At 61.9% G+C, this 19,286-nt stretch carries 17 protein-coding genes; 14 read left to right on the forward strand and 3 right to left on the reverse strand.

The window, feature by feature from the left end; all coding sequences use genetic code 11:
- Positions 1 to 54 precede the first annotated feature (54 nt).
- The 5 genes from rfbC to BN1120_RS18760 all read left to right on the forward strand — a co-directional run bounded on the left by rfbC (position 55) and on the right by BN1120_RS18760 (position 8,458).
- Positions 55 to 609 (forward strand): dTDP-4-dehydrorhamnose 3,5-epimerase, encoded by a 555-nt coding sequence (gene rfbC / locus BN1120_RS18740; RefSeq protein WP_042017517.1) that lies wholly within the window; start codon positions 55 to 57, stop codon positions 607 to 609.
- On the forward strand, positions 606 to 1,694 hold the full coding sequence (locus tag BN1120_RS18745) for an LPS O-antigen chain length determinant protein WzzB (protein WP_231959440.1): 1,089 nt from the start codon (positions 606 to 608) through the stop codon (positions 1,692 to 1,694). The genes rfbC and BN1120_RS18745 overlap by 4 nt, the downstream gene beginning before the upstream one ends.
- A 142-nt stretch (positions 1,695 to 1,836) precedes the next feature.
- On the forward strand, positions 1,837 to 3,486 hold the full coding sequence (locus BN1120_RS18750) for a PglL family O-oligosaccharyltransferase (RefSeq protein ID WP_231959442.1): 1,650 nt from the start codon (positions 1,837 to 1,839) through the stop codon (positions 3,484 to 3,486).
- Positions 3,487 to 3,749: 263 nt separating this feature from the next.
- On the forward strand, positions 3,750 to 4,403 hold the full coding sequence (locus tag BN1120_RS18755; protein WP_039040218.1) for a YceH family protein: 654 nt from the start codon (positions 3,750 to 3,752) through the stop codon (positions 4,401 to 4,403).
- A 218-nt stretch (positions 4,404 to 4,621) separates the two neighbouring features.
- Entirely contained in the window at positions 4,622 to 8,458 is a 3,837-nt protein-coding gene (locus tag BN1120_RS18760) for a DEAD/DEAH box helicase (protein ID WP_042017522.1), read from the forward strand.
- Between the two features lie 81 nt (positions 8,459 to 8,539).
- On the opposite strand, the gene BN1120_RS18765 is transcribed toward BN1120_RS18760, so the two are convergent.
- On the reverse strand, positions 8,540 to 9,433 hold the full coding sequence (locus tag BN1120_RS18765; protein WP_042017524.1) for a DNA replication terminus site-binding protein: 894 nt from the start codon (positions 9,431 to 9,433) through the stop codon (positions 8,540 to 8,542).
- A gap of 530 nt (positions 9,434 to 9,963) precedes the next feature.
- Here BN1120_RS18765 and BN1120_RS18770 point away from each other — a divergent pair.
- The 7 genes from BN1120_RS18770 to BN1120_RS21090 all read left to right on the forward strand — a co-directional run bounded on the left by BN1120_RS18770 (position 9,964) and on the right by BN1120_RS21090 (position 15,804).
- Entirely contained in the window at positions 9,964 to 10,173 is a 210-nt protein-coding gene (locus BN1120_RS18770; protein WP_042017526.1) for a DUF1127 domain-containing protein, read from the forward strand.
- A 269-nt stretch (positions 10,174 to 10,442) separates the two neighbouring features.
- A complete protein-coding gene (astE, locus tag BN1120_RS18775) occupies positions 10,443 to 11,462 on the forward strand; it encodes a succinylglutamate desuccinylase (RefSeq protein ID WP_041213176.1) in 1,020 nt (339 codons plus the stop codon).
- A 271-nt stretch (positions 11,463 to 11,733) separates the two neighbouring features.
- Positions 11,734 to 12,822 carry a pyruvate dehydrogenase (acetyl-transferring) E1 component subunit alpha gene (pdhA, locus tag BN1120_RS18780; RefSeq protein ID WP_042017528.1) on the forward strand — a complete coding sequence of 363 codons (1,089 nt, stop codon included), beginning with the start codon at positions 11,734 to 11,736 and terminating at the stop codon, positions 12,820 to 12,822.
- A complete protein-coding gene (locus BN1120_RS18785) occupies positions 12,819 to 13,805 on the forward strand; it encodes an alpha-ketoacid dehydrogenase subunit beta (RefSeq protein ID WP_010675313.1) in 987 nt (328 codons plus the stop codon). Before pdhA ends, BN1120_RS18785 begins: the two co-directional genes overlap by 4 nt.
- 94 nt (positions 13,806 to 13,899) lie before the next feature.
- Positions 13,900 to 15,000 (forward strand): dihydrolipoamide acetyltransferase family protein, encoded by a 1,101-nt coding sequence (locus tag BN1120_RS18790; protein ID WP_042017529.1) that lies wholly within the window; start codon positions 13,900 to 13,902, stop codon positions 14,998 to 15,000.
- Positions 15,001 to 15,206: 206 nt separating this feature from the next.
- Positions 15,207 to 15,416 (forward strand): cold-shock protein, encoded by a 210-nt coding sequence (locus tag BN1120_RS18795; protein WP_005302803.1) that lies wholly within the window; start codon positions 15,207 to 15,209, stop codon positions 15,414 to 15,416.
- A 76-nt stretch (positions 15,417 to 15,492) separates the two neighbouring features.
- Positions 15,493 to 15,804, forward strand: a complete 312-nt coding sequence (locus tag BN1120_RS21090; protein ID WP_111736037.1) for a hypothetical protein — start codon at positions 15,493 to 15,495, stop codon at positions 15,802 to 15,804.
- Here the strand turns inward: BN1120_RS21090 and BN1120_RS18805 are convergent.
- Positions 15,791 to 16,039, reverse strand: coding sequence for a TIGR02647 family protein (locus BN1120_RS18805; RefSeq protein WP_010675310.1), 249 nt, complete (start codon positions 16,037 to 16,039; stop codon positions 15,791 to 15,793). The two genes, BN1120_RS21090 and BN1120_RS18805, sit on opposite strands and share 14 nt — an antisense overlap.
- 246 nt (positions 16,040 to 16,285) lie before the next feature.
- Between BN1120_RS18805 and BN1120_RS18810 the strand changes: the two genes are divergently transcribed.
- The gene (locus tag BN1120_RS18810; RefSeq protein ID WP_010675309.1) at positions 16,286 to 16,834 is read left to right on the forward strand and encodes a hypothetical protein; all 549 of its coding nucleotides are present in this window, start codon (positions 16,286 to 16,288) and stop codon (positions 16,832 to 16,834) included.
- A gap of 94 nt (positions 16,835 to 16,928) precedes the next feature.
- A complete protein-coding gene (locus BN1120_RS18815) occupies positions 16,929 to 17,321 on the forward strand; it encodes a DUF2750 domain-containing protein (protein WP_010675308.1) in 393 nt (130 codons plus the stop codon).
- An 89-nt stretch (positions 17,322 to 17,410) separates the two neighbouring features.
- On the opposite strand, the gene BN1120_RS18820 is transcribed toward BN1120_RS18815, so the two are convergent.
- Entirely contained in the window at positions 17,411 to 19,216 is a 1,806-nt protein-coding gene (locus BN1120_RS18820) for an extracellular solute-binding protein (RefSeq protein WP_197713281.1), read from the reverse strand.
- Positions 19,217 to 19,286: the final 70 nt, after the last annotated feature.

Below are 19,286 nucleotides of genomic sequence, written 5' to 3' on the forward strand. Positions count from 1 at the left end.
TAAGGCACTCCATTGAGTGATATATCCTTGCCCATTATTCCAAAGAAAACACCTATGCACTTTATTTCATTGAAGATTCCGGATGTTATCCAGATCCGTCACCAGCGTCATCCAGATGAGCGGGGCGACTTCATGGAGCTGTTTCGCCACGATCTTTTCACCCGCAGGTGCGGTGATTTTTGCTTCGTTCAGGACAATCTGAGTCGTTCCCGACAAGGGACGCTACGGGGCCTGCATTATCAACGCCAGCGGCCCCAGGGCAAGCTGATACAGGTGCTGGCAGGCACCATCTTCGACGTGGCCGTCGACGTGCGCGCCGGGAGCCCGACCCTGGGCCAGTGGGTGGGGGTGTCGCTCTCGGCCGAAGAGGGAACCTCCCTCTGGATCCCGCCAGGTTTTGCCCACGGTTTTTATGTTCAGAGCGAATGGGCCCAGGTGCTTTACAAATGCACCGATTATTACGCTCCCGAGCTGGAAGCCTCCCTTCACTGGTCGGATCCTACACTGGCTATTGAGTGGCCCCTCATGGACAATGTGCCATTACGCTTGTCGGAGAAAGACCGTCACGCCCCCCTCTGGCAATCACCTCATCTTCAGAGCCCGATATGAACAAACAAGTATTCGATAATTCAGACAGTCAGTTGCCCCAGGGTTGGCAAGCCTCTTCCGGTGATGAAATCGATCTGCGTGAGCTGATCCTGGTCCTGTGGCGCCAGAAGCTCCTTGTCCTGCTGACGGCAGGTCTCTTTGCCCTGGCTGGTATCGCTTATGCCCTCCTGGCCCCCCAGGTCTGGGTCAGCCAGGCCGAGATCAAGTCGCCCACCCTCAAGGAGGTGGAGTCCCTCGAGCTCAACATCAACCAGCTGGTCAATGCCCAGGTACCGGTAGCGGCTTTTACTGCCTTTGACAAGAAGGCGCTCTATGGCGACTTCGTCAACAACTTCAACAGCTTCAACAACAAACGCCAGTTCCTGCTGGAAAGAGGCTATCTGGATGCCGAAGCCGCGCAGGCCGACGTCACAGATCCCAAAGGCAAGCGGCTGCTGCTCAAGAAGATGGCCGAGGGGATCAGCGCCAAGGCGCCGGACAAGTTGCGTGAAGATGTGACGCTCTCCTTTGCCGCGGCCACGGCGGGGGAGGCCAAATCCCGGCTGGAGCAGTACATCGCCTTTATCCAGCATCAGGAGTCGGCGGCCAAGGGCAAGGAGCTGTATACCATCTGGCAGAACCGCATCAAGACGCTGCAGACCCAGTTCGAGAGTGCCAAGGCCGATACCCTCAAGCAGTTGCAAGACGATATTCTGCGTACCGAATATGGTCTGCGCATTACACAGGCGGCCGGGCTGGAGGCGCCGGTGCAGAATCTGCAGGAGCAGGGGAGCCTTCCCATCGATCTGGGGGCGCGCGCCCTCGCCGAGAAGCTCAAGATCCTCAAGGAGATCAAGAACCCCGAGTTCCTCAACCCGGCGCTGAGCGACCTGCGCCTGCAGTTGGGCAGCCTTCAGGCCATCAAGCTTGAAGCACAGCCCTTCCAGTCGTTCGCCTATCTGGCTTCGCCGAGTGAGCCCCTGAGCCGCGAACAGCCCAAGCGCCCTCTGGTGGTGGTGCTGGCTACCCTGCTCGGCGGCATGCTGGGGGTGGGCATCGTGCTGGTGCGCCATGCGTTTCGCCGACCGGAATCGGCACAAGGATGATTGAAGTGAACAAGGGGGGCTCTGCCCCCCTTCATGTATGGCGTGTCGGAAGAAAACGAGCATGACACAACAGGGAGCAGTGACGGTGACGTCGACGACTGGGATATTGGGGGTTGTCAGCCTCCTTTACTGGTTGCTTGGCATGCATTTTTTCATGCACAACCCGGGCGGGGCAGGGCTCTATCTGCCGTTCAATGCCTGGGGCTGGATCTTCGCCAGCCTGGTGATGGCACTGGGGCTGTGGCATGTGACCCTCAGCCAGCGGCTGGTGGTCTCGCCGCTGCTGACGGCCCAGTGGCTGGGGGGCCTCTTGTTGTTGCTGCCCATGGCCTATCCGGGAGCCGAGCTCAAGGACTATGCCATTCCCCGGCTGCTGGGGCTGTTTGCCGGCCTGCTGTTTCTGGCAAGCCTCTATCAGTGGCGATTCGGCCGCGAGGGGCGAGACAGGCTGCTCTATCTGCTGCTGGGGGCCGTTGCTATCGAGGCGCTGCTCGGCCTGGTGCAGTATTACCTGCTGGTGCCGGGCAACTGGATTGGGTACGACACCCAGACCAACCGCCCCTATGGCATCTTCCAGCAACCCAACGTGATGGCGAGCTTCATGGCGACCGGCCTGTCACTGGCCATCTGGCTGGAGCTGCGCGGTGATGCCAACCCCTGGCTCAAGGGGCTGCGCTATGGGGTGATCCTGGCCACTTCTCTGCTGCTGGTGGTCCTGCAATCGCGGGTCGGGCAACTGGGCGGCGTGATGGCTCTCTTGCTGCTGTCCGCCCAGCTGGGGCGTGAGCGGCGGCTGGGCCGGATGCTCGCGCTGGTGGCCCTGGGCATTCTGCTTGGGCTGGCCTCGCAATACCTGATGGCCGGAGCCAGACGAGGGCTGGAGATCTACCAGTCCGGTGGCATGCGCTCCATCTACTGGCCCTACGCAGCCAAGCTGATTGCCCAGATGCCCTGGACCGGTTGGGGTTATGGCAGCTTCGAGTCGGTGTTTCTCCATCACTACATGGCCGACAAGGCGCTGAACCCGGCCATGGTGCAGATTGAGTACAACCTGGATCACCCCCACAACGAGTTTCTCTACTGGGCGGTTGAAGGGGGTCTGGCACCCATGCTGGGCATGGTGCTGATGGGCGGAGCCCTGCTGTGGCGTCTGAGCCGGGCGGGCTGGGTCAAGGGCGCCGCCTTGCTTGCGCTGGTGACCCCCATCTTGCTGCACACCCAGACCGAGTACCCCTTTTACCACGCCATCGCCCTGTGGTGGGCGCTGCTGCTGCTTCTGTATGCGATGGATGCGGAGGTGGAGGAGCAAGGCCACGGCAACTGGCGCGACCATCTGTGCCGCCCCTGGTTGCTGCTGCGCTTCATGGCCATCGCCATTCCCCTGATCGTCATCCCCTTCATGCTGACCGCCCTGCATACCGCCTGGGTGGTGACCAAGTATGAGCGGGGCGGTTACAAGCAGCCTGCGCTCCTGCTCGACATCGTCAACCCCATGGCCTGGCTGACCCGGGTGGAGTTCGACGTGAACGCGGTGCGCCTCATGGTCGGTCTGCAGGCCAACAACAAGGCGGAGCTTGAAGCCTACCTCGACTGGGGGCAGGCCTTCGTGCGCCATACCCCGAGGGCCAACATCTACGCCAACATGGTGATCGCCCTCAATGCCCTGGGGCGCACGGCGGAGGCGGACAACCTGCGGGCAAGCGCCCTGATGCTCTATCCGGGTGAGCCTTTGCTCACCGTGTCGGCCGCAAGAACGGTGGCCGCGACCCTGGAGCGCAAGCCCTCTTCGTGAGGGGCGTTTCAATCTGTCAACCATCACGGCCGCCTTTGCGGCCGTGATGGTTTTTGTGCCCGCCTCGTTGAAGGGGGAGGGGGCTGGTTGCCAAAGAGGTTCCCGGCCATCCGTTCACCTCGCCCGCGCACCGCGGCCGTTTTGCTGTACAAGGTTGCAGCAAGGGTTTCATCGGCTCGCAAAAATGGGGTTATCTGCTGGACGGCGCAAGCGCCTTGGCTAAGATAACCGTCTTAACGTCTTGTTTGGCAAGGGAGTATGACATGGAGATAGTACTAGGCCCATTAGAGGCCCGCGTGATCGGCTGCCTGATTGAGAAAGAGATCTGCACGCCGGATCAGTACCCTCTCTCGCTCAATGCACTGGTCAATGCCTGCAACCAGAAGAGCAACCGGGAACCCGTGCTGGAGCTCGCCGAGCTGGATATTCGCGCCGTGATCGACGAGCTGATCCGCCGCCGTCTGGTGGTCAATACCGCCGGTTTCAACGCCAGGGTGCCCCGCTATCAGCATCGTTTCTGCAATACCGAGTTCGGCGAGCTGAAGTTCTCGGCCCAGGAGCTCGGCATTATCTGCGAACTCTTGTTGCGTGGTCCGCAGACCCCGGGTGAGCTGCGTTCGCGCACCAACCGGCTGTGCAGCTTTGACGATGTGACCGAAGTGGATGCGGTGCTGGCCACCCTCATCGAGCGGGGGCCCTATGTGGTCAAGCTGCCCCGTGAGCCGGGCAAGCGGGAATCCCGCTACGCGCACCTGTTCAGTGGCGAGGTGGATCTGCAGGCGCTGGCCGACGCGGCGCCCGCTGGCAACCTTGTGTCACCGGCGGCAGACAGACTGGCTGCGCTCGAAGAAGAGGTCGAGCACCTCAAGGGGCAGTTGCAGGGGCTGGAAGCCCGTCTGGCCCGGCTGGAAGGCTGAGCCAACAATCTATTTCGAGAAGGCGCTGCGGCGCCTTTTTTGATGACCGCGCCCCTCCTGCGGCCCGTTGCCCGGTGGCAGGGGCGAGTGCCCTGTCAGCCCTGTCGCTCGCGTACCCATCAAAGGCGCCAGCTTTTTTGCACTATTTCGCGCTTAAGGGTCGAGCCGCCGCCGCTTTCCCGTTAAAATTCCGCCTTTGCACTTGCCCGTGAGTTCTGATGTCAGCCTTCACCCTCTCTTCAGATTGCCATGCCCTGCTGTGCGAGCTGCAATTGCAGCGCGCCGCCAGCACTCGTTACCTGCAAGACACCCTCTTTGCCCCGGGCGCACCCGGGCGTGCGCTGCTCGACACCCTCGATCAGTTGCAGCAGTGGGGGCTTGTCCGTCAACGAACGGAGCAGCAGTGGAGTCTGACGGCAGAGGGAACCCTGACCCTGATCCTGGCGGTGCGTGCGGGGGAGTGCCCCATGCCGCAGTGGTCCCGCATCCCCTCGGTCACGGGCCTGGAGCGGGCACAGGAGGTGGTGCGCGAGCTCTGTCTGGGAGACGCGGGGCAGATCCCGGCCTATTACCAGAGTGCCGAACTCCTGAGCCTCCTGGATCTCCCCGATGCTCCCCGCCTGCTGGCAGGCTCCAGCCCCGCCTGGCAGGCCCTGCTGCTCGAACACTTCGCCCTGCAGGCCCTGCTTGACGCAGAGCCTGACGAGGGCTGGCCGCTGGCAACGCTGGTCACCTCCTGCTCCCCGGCGCTCTCTGGCCAGATCCAGGCTCGCGCCCGAGAATGGGAGTGGCTCTGCGGCCCCTTTGGCGGCGAGGTAACCACTCACTGGCCTGCGCTGCAACAACTGGCGCAGCAGGGGGATGAGCAACCCCTGGCCGAGCGGCTGCTGGGCGCGCTTGGCCAGTGGCAGGGGCAAGAGGCGTCGCCCTGGCCCCGGATGTTCAGCGCCCTGCTCTGGCTCGGCTGGTTGCAACAGGCAGATCCGGTGCAGGGGAGCGAGCAGCGCAAGAAGTGGCAGCGCAGTCTGGGCCATCACTCCCCCCTGCTGGCCGATCTGCTGGGGCAGTGGGCCGGAGATCGCCACGGCCAGGCGGTCGGCCTGTTCGATACCCTGCAACTGCCGCTGGAGGAGCTCCACTGGGGTTACCTCTGGCTCGATCTCTGCGCCCTGGCGCGCCACGGCGAGCAGAGCCCCCAGGTGACCATCTTGCACAAGTGGGACCTCTCCCACGTGCTGGACGCCGAGCCCCGGCATCGCCTGATGGCCTTCTGCCAGGATCTGCTGCGACTCCTGCTGGGCCGGGAGGCCGCCCATTGGCCCCTGCGCGCGCTGCGCCCTGCTCAAGGGGAGGAAGAGGATGCCACCGAGGAGGAAGGCAAGGCCCCCGCCTCGGCAAGCTGGCTCAACTGGCTGCAGGGGTTGGGACGCTCGAGCGGGGTGCGCAAGCCCCAGGAGCGGCTGGTCTGGCTGCTCCACGCAGAGGGGCCTGAGCTTGAGTGCAAGATCCAGAAGCAGAGCACCAAGGGGGAGTGGACCGCCGGGCGAAGGGTCGATCCGGCCCTGCTTTCCACCCAGTACGCCAGCCTGCTGGACGAGGCGGACTGGGCACTGGTGCGCACCCTGCCGCGCAACATGGGCAAGCTGCCCCGGGATGCCTGGGTGCCCCTGGCAAACCATCCTCGCCTCTTCAATGCCAAGGGACAGAAGCTGCAACTGGCCGTCAGCGCCCCCCTGCTGCAACTGGTACAGAGCGGGGAGGGCATGAGCGCCAGACTACATCCTGCTCCCGCCGCCCGCGGTGCGCACATCGTCCCTCTGGCTCAGGATTTGTGGCAGCTTATTCTGACACCGCAGGCACTGCTGGACAGATTACCGGCCCTGGAGGCCATTCCGGCATTGCCGCCGGCCGGGCTCGAGGAGCTGCAACGCACGCTGGATGCGATCCCCGATCTCCCCTGGCACAGCCAGGTGGTGGGGCTCAGGGGCAATGCCGAGCTGGCCCCCTGGCCCGGCGTTCCCTCCGTCCTGCTCGACTGGCAGGAGGGGCAGCTCGTGGTCCAGCTGGTGACCCGGGAGGGGGACCTGCCTCCCTTGCCTCTGGGCAAGGGGGAGGCCATCGTGCGCCAGGGTATCCGGGAGTATCACTACTGGCAGCGGGATCTGGCTGCCGAGAAGGAGGATGCCCAGCGCCTTCGCAACCAGTTACCCATCGGCCTGCCCGGCAACGAGTGGAAGCTGGACGGGGAGCAGGCGCTCACCCTGGTCAACGCCCTGCCGGAGTTGGTGGACGCCGGTGTGGTGGTGCACTGGCACCAGGACAGCGCCCGCCTCAAGAGCCTTGATGAGGCGGCCCTGAGCCTGCGCATCGAGCGGCGTCAGGACTGGTTCCAGGTGGAGGGGGCGCTCTCGCTGGACGAGCACCAGATCCTCGATCTTCGCCTCATCCTGCGCCAGCTGACACCGGGCCAGCGCACGGTGCAACTCGACGAGAAGACCAGCCTGATGCTGAGCGACAAGCTGGTGGAACGCCTCACCGTGCTCGGCGCCATGCTGGACAACGAGCAGCGCATCAACAACAAGCTGGCCTATCCGCTGGCCCGCCTGCTCTCCGTCATCACCACCGAGGGGGATGCCGCCTGGCAGAATCTCCAGCAGGAGTGGCAGCAGGAGGTGAGCTGTCCCCCTGAGCTGCTGACGGCGCTGCGGGACTATCAGAAGGAGGGCGTACGCTGGATGGCGACCCTGGCCCATCACGGCTTTGGCGCCTGTCTGGCCGATGACATGGGCCTGGGCAAGACCTTGCAGGCCCTCATTGTGCTGCGCATGCGCCAGCACCTGGGCCCGGCGCTGGTGGTGGTGCCCAAGTCAGTGGTCACCAACTGGCAGGAGGAGGTGGCCCGCTTTGCCCCCGAGCTCGAGGTGGTGGTGTTCGACCATCCCGCCGAGCGGGAGACCCTGATCCAGGGGGCCAGGGCCGGACAGCTCGTCCTGGTCAACTACGGCATGCTCGGCAGTCTCTCCCAGGCGCTCAAGTCCCGCCGCTGGTCGAGCATGGTGCTGGACGAGGCACAGCAGATCAAGAATGCCGGTACCCAGCGCGCCAAGCTGCTGTTCCAGCTCGACGGGGATTTTCGCCTCGCCCTCTCCGGCACCCCCATCGAGAACCATCTGGGGGAGCTGTGGAGCCTGTTCAGCTTCATCAACCCCGGCCTGCTCGGGAGCCTCGGGGAGTTCAAGCGCCGCTTTGGCAAGGCGGTCAAGGATCCCCAGCACATGGCGATGCTGCGGGCGGTGATCAGCCCCTTCATCTTGCGCCGCCTCAAGCAACAGGTGCTGACGGAGCTGCCGGACAAGACCGAGATCATCCATCACATCAGCCTCTCCCCCGAGGAGCGTCAGCTCTACGAGGCGACCCGGCGCGAGGTGGTGCAGCAGGTGCAAAGTGCCGATGGCCGTGCCCTGATGCATGTGCTGAGCGGCCTGACCCGGCTGCGCCGACTCTGCTGCTCCCCCCAGCTGGTGATGCCGGAGTGGTCCCAGACCAGCAGCAAGCTGGACGAGGCGATGGCGCTGCTGGACGAAGCCATCGATGGTGGCCACCGGGTGCTGGTGTTCAGCCAGTTTGTCGATCTGCTGAGCCTGCTGCGCAGCCGTATCGAACAGCGGCAGTGGGACTACTGCTATCTGGATGGGGGCTGCTCGGCCAAGTCCCGTCAGGAGTCCATCCTGCGTTTTCGCCACGAAGCGGTGCCACTCTTCCTCATCAGCCTCAAGGCGGGGGGGACGGGCCTCAACCTGACCCAGGCCGACACCGTGCTGCACCTCGATCCCTGGTGGAACCCGGCGGTGGAGGATCAGGCGAGCGATCGGGCGCACCGCATGGGCCAGACCCAGCCGGTGACCGTCTATCGCTTGGTGTGCGAGCAGACGGTGGAGGAGAAGATAGTGGCGCTGCACGACGAGAAGCGGGCACTGGCCGACGGCCTCCTGAGCGGCCAGTCCGAGGTGAAGGGGCTGGATGTGGAGAGCCTGCGGGCACTGCTGATGAGCTGACGGCGATGGGCTGTCGCCCGATGTGACAAGGGGAGCATCCGTGATGCTCCCCTTGTCATTTGTGGCGGTGCCGAGCCTGCGCTACCCCTGATAGAGGTAGAGGTGCAGCCGCTCTATGATGGGGTCACCGCCAATCTTGCGATCCCGGCGTGCCTGGCGGAGCTTGGGCGGGTAGTGGCCCAGATGGGCGACGGCCGGCTGGGTATCGGAGCAGAGCAGCAGGGGAAGGCTCGCCTTGATCTGCTGCTTGCGGGGCTCCCGGTCCTGCCAGAGCAGGTTGATCATGGGGTGGGTCTTGACCGGCCTGCGGATCCGCAGGGCGGCATCCGCTGGCAGGCGGCGAATGTCGTATACCTCCTGATCCACCATCTTGCTCCACTCTTCGTTGTCAAAGAGCGCCGGTACATACCGGCGGCTGCGCTCCAGCATCTCCAGTACCTGCTCCCGGCTGAGGCGGCTGATGCTCTGCTTGTCGGCCCAGGTGAAGCCCAGCGAATGCAGATCCCCCCGAAGCCAGGTCAGCTTGCGATAGACCTGCAGGGTGATGACACCGGGCAGGGCACCGTGCACCAGCTCGAACTTCTCGTCCCGCCCGCCCGCCGCCTGCACCATGGCCTTGAAGGCGAGCTTGTGCGCGTTGATCTCCTCGATGACGGGGGCCAGCTCCCTGGCGCTGGCGGCAGGAAAGCGCAGCCAGCCGGGCAGACGGTGGGTCGCCTTGGTGGAGCAGCCGGGGCGGGCGCTGTGGTCCTGAAAGGCGGCGAGGGTGGCGGCCAGGGCCGCCTCGCCCGAGAGATAGCCCACCTCGATGGCCTCGATGGGCTCATGCTCTTCCCCCTGGGCCACGGCCGGGAGGGGATAGACATGAGCCTCCAGCAGGTCGAGCTGGCCCAGTTGCCGGGCAAGGCGTGCCAGCGACGCCTCCAGCAGGGCCATCTGTTGACGCAGGGCGGCGGTGGGGGTAAAGGTGTCCATCGGCAGATCCTGTGTGTGTGCCGCTCCCCTGTTCAGCATGGTGTTGGGACAACGTGGGAAGGCAGCATGATAAACCACTGTATAAATAACCATACCAGTATGATGGCAGGGTGCCAAGTGTCCGGTGCCACCCTGACGATGGGGGTGACATGGGGGCATCCGGTTCAGGTTGCCTGTTCGTATCTTTTTGTTAAATAACGATCTTGTTGCGATCTATTTGTTAACAAACCCTGGTGACCGAGAGTTTGCACCCTGCTGACTCGGTGTCGTGCCGTGCATAGCTAGCGTGGGAAAGTGCATAGTTAGAAGTGGGTGGCGCAGGAGAAAATGCTGTCAGGCTGCCAGGGGGAAAGTTTTAGCATTATTTCATTTTAAAATCATATGGTTATTGTTACTGCCCTGGCGATATCAACCATTACTTTTACTAATGTCATGTATCAAAATTCGTCAATTGAGGCACCTCCCCGCCCTGACTAAGCTTTGCGCATCAAATCCGAGCCTTGCGCAGAACGAGAGAGAGGAGCCATATCATGGCCAACATGACTTATACCGAAGCCGGTTACCAGCATTCCAGCGAATCGAATCTGGTTGCTCGCGTCAAGATGACCGTCCTGACCTGGCTGGAACGCAGCCGCAGCCGTCGCCAGCTCTCCGAGCTGCCCGCCTACCTGCTCAAGGACATCGGTCTGAACGAAGCCGACCGCTATCAAGAGACCATCAAGCCGTTCTGGCGTGGTTGATCAGCCGGGCATGGATGCCTTGTTTTTCTGCTGATCCCAGGGGCATGCTGCCCGCCTGTCTGCCGAAGACATGCTGTCTTCACCTGCCGATACCCGTTCACCGCTTTCCCTCTTCCGTGTTTCCCCCCGCTTGATCCTGTTGCATGAGTTGTCACTCATTTTCACCATTTTTGTATCCTTACTGTTTGAATTTGTTTAAAAACTGATTTTAAGCCCGGTTGCCTTGCGTATAATCCGGCCATGGCATTCCAGACTAAAGGGTGAGACGGATGATTCCCCAGCATGACTTTTTGGCCCTGACGCGCCGCCATGAGTGGCAGCTCGAGCCTTTCGCCTTCAATCTGACCGACGGTACCCGGGTGAGCGTGTGGGATACCGGCGTGATCTGCCTGGAACCCGCTTCCGAGGCGGGGCAACCCGGGCACAAGGACATCGTCCTCTCCTGCGGCATCCACGGCAACGAGACAGCCCCCATCGAGATCTGCAACCAGTTGCTGACCCGGTTGCTCGCAGAGGAGCTCAAGGTTCGTCACCGGGTGCTCTTCCTCTTTGGCAACCCTGCCGCCATGAACCAGGGGGTGAGGGAGGTGGAAGAGAACATGAACCGCCTCTTCTCGGGCGCCCACAGCAAGGGGGAGGGGCTGTGCAACCGGGAGCGCATCCGCGCCATGCGTCTGGAGCAGTATGTGAGTCGCTTCTTTGCCGACTCGGGCAGGCCCCGTTACCACTACGATCTCCATACCGCCATTCGCGGCTCGCGCCACGAGAAGTTTGCCGTCTATCCCTTTCCCCACGAACGCCCCCACTGCAAGGAGCAGGTACGTTTCCTCGGTGCCTGCGGCGTGCGCACCATACTGCTCTCGAGCGGCCCGACCACCACCTTCAGCTATTACAGCTCGCACCAGCACGGCGCCCATGCCTTTACGGTGGAGCTGGGCAAGGTGCGGCCCTTCGGTGAAAACGACATGACCCGCTTCATCGAGGTGCGCCAGACATTGCAGGAGCTGGTGACCCGGGATGAGGTGGCCCTCGAGCCCTGGCGAGCCGATGACTTCACCCTTTTTGCCATAGATCGGGTGATCAACAAGCAGTCGGAGCAGTTCCGCTTCCTGTTTGCCAGCGATGTGGACAACTTCACCGAATTTCCCCAGGGTTTTGTGCTGGCAGAAGATGGGGATCGGCAATACAGGGTAGAGAAACCGCGGGAGGCGGTGGTCTTCCCCAACGCCAACGTGGCCATCGGGCAGCGCACCATGCTGCTGGTGGTACCCACCCGTTTGTGGGAGTGAATTGACGCCTTTTTGTCATGCTGATCCTGCGCCACGGGCGGTGGCAAGCAGCATGGCGGTGATGGGTATGATCCCGAACTCGATATGACAGGGAGTCTGAACAGGCTCCCTTCTTTGTTTATGCTCGCCGAAAATTCCGATTACCTTCGAAAATAAAAGAAGTTTCTACTGGTCTTACCTGGATGAATCTCGTTGCCCTTTGGTTAACATGTTGTTTACATTTTAAATGTCACCTCATGGTGGTGACGCTGACAACGGCAAGGAGCCAGTTATGACCCATGTCGACATCCCCTTCCTTCGTTACCTCGATGAGGAGGGGCGCCCGGTCGCGACACTGCCGACCTGGCTGGACAAGGCGATGCTGCACACCTTCTACCGCAACATGGTGATGGTGCGCAGTTACGACAAGAAAGCGATAGCACTGCAGCGAACCGGCAAACTCGGCACCTTTCCCTCCCATCTCGGGGCGGAAGCGGTGGGAATCGGGGTCGGGCTCGCCATGCAGCCAGAGGATGTCTATGTGCCCTACTACCGGGACATGCCCACTCTCTACGTGAGGGGCGTGCCCATGGAGCAGAACCTGCAGTATTGGGGCGGCGATGAACGGGGCAGTGTCTTCTACAAGGCCGATGGCGAGTTGTCGGAAGACTTGCCCATCTGCGTTCCCATCGCCACCCAGATCACCCATGCTGCCGGCATCGCGGCCGCCTTCAAGCTGCGCAACCAGCCCAGGGTCGCCGTGGTGACCATCGGTGACGGCGGTACCTCCAAGGGAGACTTTCTCGAGGGGCTCAACTGTGCCGGTGTCTGGCATCTCCCCATGGTGATGATCATCAACAACAACCAGTGGGCCATCTCGGTGCCGCGCAAGTTGCAGTCGAGCGCGCCCACCCTGGCCCAGAAGGGCATAGGAGCCGGGGTGCGCAGCCTTCAGGTGGACGGCAATGACGTGGTGGCGGTCTATGAGGCGACCCGCGCCGCCGTCGAGCGGGCTCGCAGCGGCAAGGGGCCGACGCTTATCGAAGCCGTCAGCTACCGGCTCGGGGATCACACCACCGCCGATGATGCGACTCGCTATCGTGACGGCGCCGAGGTGGAAGCGGCCTGGGCCAGGGAGCCGGTCAAGCGGCTGCGCCAGTTCATGTTTGAACGGGGCTGGTGGGACGAGCAGCAGGAACAGGCGCTGCTGGCAGAGGTGGGCCGGGAAGTGGAACGCGCCGTTGCCGCCTATGAGGCCATCACGCCCCAGGCGCCGGAGACCCTGCTCGATTACCAGTTTGCCGAGCTGCCGAAGGCCTATCTTGCCCAGCGCCAGCGCATCATCGCCAAGGGCATGCAGCAGAGCGGGGAGGGACTATGAGCGATATCACGCTGCTCGAAGCGATCAATCTGGCATTGCACCACGAGATGGCACGCGATCCTGATGTGGTGGTACTGGGGGAGGATGTGGGGGTCAACGGCGGTGTGTTTCGCGCCACCGTGGGGCTTCGCGATAAATTCGGGTTCAAGCGGGTCATCGATACGCCGCTGGCCGAAGGACTCATCGCCGGGGTGGCGGTGGGCATGGCGACCCAGGGGCTCAAACCCGTGGCCGAATTCCAGTTCCAGGGCTTCATCTTCCCGGGCATGGAGCAGATCATCTGCCAGGCGGCGCGGATGCGAAACCGGACCCGTGGCCGCGTCACCTGTCCCATCGTTTACCGCTCCCCCTACGGCGCCGGCATCCATTCACCCGAGCACCACAGCGAGAGCGTCGAGGCCCTGTTTGCCCATATCCCCGGGCTGCGGGTCGTGATCCCTTCGAGCCCGAAGCGGGCTTACGGCCTGCTGCTGTCGGCCATTCGGGATCCGGATCCCGTGATGTTCTTCGAGCCGGATCGCATCTATCGCTCCATGAAGTCGGATGTGGTGGATGACGGCGTCGGCCTGCCGCTGGATGTCTGCTTCACCCTGCGTCCCGGCCGGGACATCACTGTGGTGGCCTGGGGTGCCTGCATCCAGGAAGTCATGCGTGCGGCGCACCTGCTGGCGGAGCAGGACATCCAGTGCGAGGTGCTGGATCTTGCCACCATCAAACCCCTGGACATGGAGAGCATCCTGACCTCGGTACGCAAGACCGGGAGGCTGCTGGTGGTACACGAAGCCTGTGGCAGTTTCGGGGTGGGTGCCGAAATCGTGTCCCAGGTGACCGAAGAGGCTATGACTGCCCTCAAGGCGCCGCCAAGACGCCTCACCGGCGTGGATGCCGCCGTCCCCTACTATCGCAACGAGGAGTATTACCTCATCACCGAGCAGGAGATCGCGCAGGCGGCTCGGCAACTGATGGAGAACCAGTGGCTATGACGCACGACAGGTACGGATGCGCAAGTGCCAGGGCCACAGGGCTCCATGGTGTCTGTCAATGTTTGGTGATGTCCCAGCAGAGGGGGAGCAGGTCATGAAATTTTTCAAATTGCCGGATCTGGGCGAAGGACTGGCCGAGGCCGAGATCGTCGAGTGGAAGGTGAGCGCCGGTGATACGGTGCAGGTAGATCAGGTACTGCTGTCGGTGGAGACAGCCAAGGCGCTGGTGGATGTGCCCTCACCGGTGGCCGGGGTCATCGCAAGATTGTGCGGGCAGGAGGGGGACATCCTCCACATCGGGGCACCGCTGGTGGAGTTTGAAGGGGGCGAGGATGACGGCACCGTCGTTGGCAAGGTCAGCGCCCATCAGCAGCATATCGAGGATCATTTCGTGGTGGGGTCCATGGCGCCCGGCGGCACGCTGGTACAAGCCATGCCAGCGGTCCGTCTGCTGGCGCAAAAACTGGGGCTGGACATCGACAAGGTCAAGGGAACCGGCAGCGCTGGCATGGTGACCGAGCAGGATGTGCAACAGGCGTTCGAGGCCCAGCAGGAGAGCGGCAACGAATTCCTGAAAGGCTCGCGCCGGGCCATGGCCAAGGCGATGGAGCTCTCGCACCGGACTGTGGTGCCGGTGAGCATCACCGACGAAGTGGACTTGCGCCACTGGCGCCCGGATGAAGATGTGACGGTGCGCCTCATCAAGGCGATCGGCGTGGCGTGTCGGGCCGAACCCTCCATGAACGCGTGGTTTGACGGAGAGACCCTGTCGCGGCGCCTGTTCAGGGAGGTTAACGTGGCCATCGCGGTCGACTCCAAGCATGGGCTCTATGTGCCCGTGATGGAGAACGTGGCAGAGCGGGACCCGGCTGACATACGGCAGGGGCTGGATCGGATGATCGCCGATGTGAAGGCCCGTGCTGTGCCGCGGGAAATGCTGCAGGGGGCAACCATCACTCTCACCAACTTTGGCGCCATCGCTGGCCGTTACGCCAGCCCCATCGTCACACCACCCCAGGTGGCCATCATAGGAGCGGGCAAGTTGTTCGAGAAGGTGGTGTTCATCCACGGCGAGGCGCGCCCGGTGCGTGCACTCCCTCTGTCGATGACGTTTGACCACAGAGCCTGCACCGGTGGAGAGGCGGCTCGCTTCCTCAAAGCCCTGGTCCAGGCACTGGAGTCGGCACAGGTCTAAACCGCCGTACCCCGCCGCTGGCGGGGTACAAATTTGTTTGCGTAATCGACAAAGGCACGTATAATCTCAACCAGCTTGAAAGGGCGATAGTTATGTCAATGAATATGATGTTTTACATCTTTTCCTGTTGTTCATAAGTAATCCCGTTTTTTGAGCTTTACCCGCTGAAAAGCATAAGTAATTATTTTGAATACAGGTTTAAAGATATGTCTAACATGATCACCGGTACCGTTAAGTTTTTCAACGAAACCAAAGGTTTTGGCTTCATCCAGCAAGAAAACGGCCCGGACGTTTTCGTTCACTTCAGCGCCATCCAAGGTAACGGCTTCCGTACCCTGGCTGAAGGTCAGCGCGTACAGTTCTCTGTGACCCAAGGTCAAAAAGGCCCGCAGGCTGAGAACGTAACTGCTCTGTAATTCTTGCAGAATTTAAGAAAGCCGTGGTACCTCTGGTGCCACGGCTTTTTGTTTTCATGGCTTCTCAATACGCGTCATGACCCTGCTCTCCTCCCTCTTGCTGACCGTGGCGTTGACCGGTCAGGCCAGCACGCCAACGCCGGATCCTGCGGTGAATGATGCCGTGTCCGTGTGTCAACAGTTTGTACATGTTCGCCTGGGAAACGCGGTGAAACCCGATGAGATCAGGGTACAGCCGGTGCCAAAACGGGCGGGAGAGTGGCTGGTCGATGGCAAGATAAAAGGACCCGAAGGTCCTTTGCTGTTTGCTTGTCTGCTGCGACAAGGAGAGCGCTGGGAGTTGCTCAACTTCTCGCTCTGGGCACCACAACCGCTCAATTCGGCTTGAGTGCGACCAGCAGGTGTTGGAGATGCTCCAGCATGGTCATGCCGAAAGGGGTCAGATAGCCGCCATCTGCTGCGGTGATCAGGCCCTGGCTGTGCAGGCGCGCTGCCGCCTGGCAAAGCGCTTCCGACATGTCGCTGCGCAGCTTGATCCCCAGGCTCATGTTGGCCGGATCAAAACACGCCAGTATTTTCAGCTCATTCACAAAATCGTCAGAAACCTGGTTGATCCCACTCATGGATGCACTCCTTACGCTAAAGATGTATGCAACCTAGCATCCCCGGTGCCTCTTTAGTGGGCGCTGGCTCAAACAATTGGCCTTTATCGGGGCCGCTCTGGTTCAAACGCTGCTTTTTTGGACGCTATCTATCACCGGCCCGGCTGGACGCAAACGCCCCCAGCAAGGCAAACATGCTAGAATGGCACCCTCGTTCACCCTCATGACCAGGCGTGATGCCAGGTCATCTTGTTCAAGGCGCGTCTCATGATCACTGTTACTCTGGTCTCTCTGCTGCACTCTCTGGGTCCCCGTTTTCCTGTTTATGCTCCCTCCTTGCTGCTCCCTCTCCTGGCGCAACATCAAGGAGATCTCTGGCTGCCGGCCATTCGTGGGGAAGACGTGACAACCCTGCGCCAGCATGGCAAGGATGCCCAGAGTCTGGCTACCTTGTCGGCAGGCTGGTGCGAGTTCGCGGCCCAGAGCAAAGAGACGCCGGAGCTCGATGCGCTGGCAAGCTACGATGAGGAGATGCTGGACAACCTGCAGATGTACTGGCGCCACCCGAGCAAGATAAACAGCCCGATCACCGATAACCTGTTCGAGCTGCGCCGCGAGGTGGTGGACGAGGCCCATGGCGGCAAGCTGGTTGCTGCCTGGAGTACCGCCCAGCAAGCACGGCTTGAGCAGATCATGGTGGGGGTTGCTGCGGGGCGGGATCAGCTCTGCTTTGTGGAAGTGGAGTCCGCCTATTGGCTGAGGGAGCGACTGGGTGAGACCGCGGGACTCCGGCTGTTGACCCCCGAGCTGGGGTGAGGCGATGGAAAGACAGATGACCCATTACTCCTGCTGGACAAGGGGTCGGCAAGATGTGAACATGTCGCCCTTTATTGAACGAGAGACTTGACCGATGAGCTATGAACTTAGCGACACCGAGCGCAATGCCGCGCTGCAACTGAACGCCGATTACCGCTTTGATCACTTCATCAGCAAGCTGGTCGAGCACGAAGAGCTGTTTGTCTTGACCGACGAACACGGCGTCATGATGCTGACGACCGAAGAGGAAGACTGCATCCCGGTATGGCCGCATCCCGACTACGCCAAGGCCTGGGCCGAAGGGGAGTGGGCCGAGTGCAAGCCGCAGTCTATCACCCTCAAGGTGTGGCTGGATCGCTGGGTGGACGGCATGGAGCAGGATGATCTCTGCGTGGCCGTGTTCCCGACACCGGATCAGGAAGGCATTGTGCTGGACCCGGCCGACGTCGCTGACGCCATTGCGCAAAAGCAGGCCAAACGCGGCTGAGTGCCCTCTGCCTGGTGCCATCCCGGTTGTAACAAAGACCCCGCCAATGTGCGGGGTCTTTTGTTTTGGGGCCGACGGTGCCAGCTGCCCTATTTTTGCTGGTAGGTGGTATCCGTGATGGTCACCGGCGGGAAGGTCTGCCCCTCTTTGATGGCGGCCCGGGTCTGCGCCTTTGCTGCTTCGTCAATCCAGAGCAGGCCGCCGAAGCTGTAACCCGAGTTGGAGCCGTCAAGGGGCCAGTAGAGCAAGTCGCTCTGGGGGGTTGCCGGCACCTTGGGCAGGCGTACCCAGCGCCAGGCGCCGGCCCGGGTATAGGGCACCTGATAGGCGGGGACGAAGCTGGCGAGCTCATAGAGTCGCTGCTGGATCTGGCGGGAGAGGTCGGCCTTCTTGCCGAAATCGAACGCCTTGTCGTATTGCTCCACCAGGGCCGAGATCCTGTCGTCATCGATGTTCATGATGTTGTTGGTCTGGGGCTTGTTGGCATTGACCCTGTGGAAGTGTTCCCAATAGGCGGGATAGCGACCGCCGCTCCAGGCCATCCAGGCACTCTGGTGTTTTTTCTCCAGCATGGATTTGAAGCCGGCAGACGCATCCATCAGATTGAGCTCGAGGTTGAGCCCCGCCTTTTTCGCCTCTTCCCGCAACAGGGTTAGGCGCTGGGCATGTTCCGCCGTGGTGTAGGTGATGCTGAGGGAGAGGGGCTGGCCCTTGTCGTTTCGCAAGATGCCATCCGGTCCGGTCTTGGTAAAGCCGGCCTTGGCAAAGAATTCGCGAGCAAGGGCGGGATCGAAGGGGCGCGCCTTGAGGTCGGTATTGGTGAAATCTCCCTGGCCCGAGCCATAGGTGTTGAGACGCTGGTAGTCCCCCCGCAGCAGGGTCGCGATCATCTTGTCCAGGGCGAGGGCGTGCTGGATGCCGAGTCTGACGTCGAGATTGCTCAGCAAGGGATCGGCCGTGTTGAGATAGAGCCCCATGGGGGGCTGAGGCGTCTGGTTGTAGAACCAGAGCCGCTCGATATAACCCTTCTCGAATTCGGCGGTCTTGCTCTTGTCGTGCCACCAGTTGGGCATCACGAGGGGGAAGGTGTCGAGCTCACCGCGCAGGAAGTGCTGCCAGGCAATGTTCTGATCCCTGAGCACCTTGATCTCGATGCGATCCGGATTGAAGCGGTGCTGGAAGTAGCGCTCGTCGTTCCCCCACCAATCCTTGACCCGGTCGAAGGTAACCGACTTGCCCTTCTTGAGCTCGCCAATCTGGTAGGGGCCGGTGACCGGCAGCACCTTCCAGTTGTACTCCTTGACCCAGTTGGCGGTCAGCTTGATGGCGTGGCTGGGCTCCGGGGTGAAGGGGAGAGCTTCGAGCAGATCTTCCCGGCTCTTCTCGGTGCCGCTGGTGATGGCGAGGGTGTGATCGTCAAACTTGGTCACTTCGCTTATCTGGGTGCTGTAGTAGTTGTTGTACCAGGGGTCGTTGATCTCCTTGCTGCGCATCATCTTGAGGGTGAAGACCCAGTCGTCCGCAGTGACGGGCTGGCCGTCCGACCAGCGGGCCTTGGGGTTGATGCGAAAATAGAGCGTCTTGTTATCCGCGCCGAAAGCCCACTGATTGGCCAGCATGGGGATGGGATTGCGCGTCACGGGATGGGTGCTCAGGAGCGGCAGGTTGGTCTCGCGCACGTAGGCTGCAAAGCCGCCGTTGGAATCCGGCCCGTATTTGCGCAAGGTGAGCGGAAAGCTCGACATGAAATCCCGGAAGGTGCCGCCTCGCTTGGCCTCGGGGTCTGCATAGACGGGATCGGTGTCGTTGCTCTCCCATTTGAGATCTGCCGGCAGGGTGGCACTCCAGCCGAACGGGCTCCAGCAGAAGGGGAGCAGCATGGCCGTGACCCGCATGATGCCTGGTAAAGAGGGGATGATCGAAAGTGACGGATGACGCATGTCCTTGCTCTCCTGATGATGGCGT

Source organism: Aeromonas caviae, assembly GCF_000819785.1.
Lineage (GTDB): Bacteria > Pseudomonadota > Gammaproteobacteria > Enterobacterales > Aeromonadaceae > Aeromonas > Aeromonas caviae.

Coding starts and splice junctions, on each gene's coding strand:
- astE (WP_041213176.1), top strand. CDS start 10,443: ATGATTCCCCAGCATGACTTTTTGGCCCTGACGCGCCGCCATGAGTGG.
- BN1120_RS18750 (WP_231959442.1), top strand. CDS start 1,837: ATGCATTTTTTCATGCACAACCCGGGCGGGGCAGGGCTCTATCTGCCG.
- BN1120_RS18790 (WP_042017529.1), top strand. CDS start 13,900: ATGAAATTTTTCAAATTGCCGGATCTGGGCGAAGGACTGGCCGAGGCC.
- BN1120_RS18745 (WP_231959440.1), top strand. CDS start 606: ATGAACAAACAAGTATTCGATAATTCAGACAGTCAGTTGCCCCAGGGT.
- BN1120_RS18820 (WP_197713281.1), bottom strand. CDS start 19,216: ATGCGGGTCACGGCCATGCTGCTCCCCTTCTGCTGGAGCCCGTTCGGC.
- BN1120_RS18770 (WP_042017526.1), top strand. CDS start 9,964: ATGGCCAACATGACTTATACCGAAGCCGGTTACCAGCATTCCAGCGAA.
- BN1120_RS21090 (WP_111736037.1), top strand. CDS start 15,493: ATGACCCTGCTCTCCTCCCTCTTGCTGACCGTGGCGTTGACCGGTCAG.
- BN1120_RS18815 (WP_010675308.1), top strand. CDS start 16,929: ATGAGCTATGAACTTAGCGACACCGAGCGCAATGCCGCGCTGCAACTG.
- BN1120_RS18795 (WP_005302803.1), top strand. CDS start 15,207: ATGTCTAACATGATCACCGGTACCGTTAAGTTTTTCAACGAAACCAAA.
- BN1120_RS18785 (WP_010675313.1), top strand. CDS start 12,819: ATGAGCGATATCACGCTGCTCGAAGCGATCAATCTGGCATTGCACCAC.
- pdhA (WP_042017528.1), top strand. CDS start 11,734: ATGACCCATGTCGACATCCCCTTCCTTCGTTACCTCGATGAGGAGGGG.
- BN1120_RS18760 (WP_042017522.1), top strand. CDS start 4,622: ATGTCAGCCTTCACCCTCTCTTCAGATTGCCATGCCCTGCTGTGCGAG.
- rfbC (WP_042017517.1), top strand. CDS start 55: ATGCACTTTATTTCATTGAAGATTCCGGATGTTATCCAGATCCGTCAC.
- BN1120_RS18805 (WP_010675310.1), bottom strand. CDS start 16,039: ATGAGTGGGATCAACCAGGTTTCTGACGATTTTGTGAATGAGCTGAAA.
- BN1120_RS18755 (WP_039040218.1), top strand. CDS start 3,750: ATGGAGATAGTACTAGGCCCATTAGAGGCCCGCGTGATCGGCTGCCTG.
- BN1120_RS18810 (WP_010675309.1), top strand. CDS start 16,286: ATGATCACTGTTACTCTGGTCTCTCTGCTGCACTCTCTGGGTCCCCGT.
- BN1120_RS18765 (WP_042017524.1), bottom strand. CDS start 9,433: ATGGACACCTTTACCCCCACCGCCGCCCTGCGTCAACAGATGGCCCTG.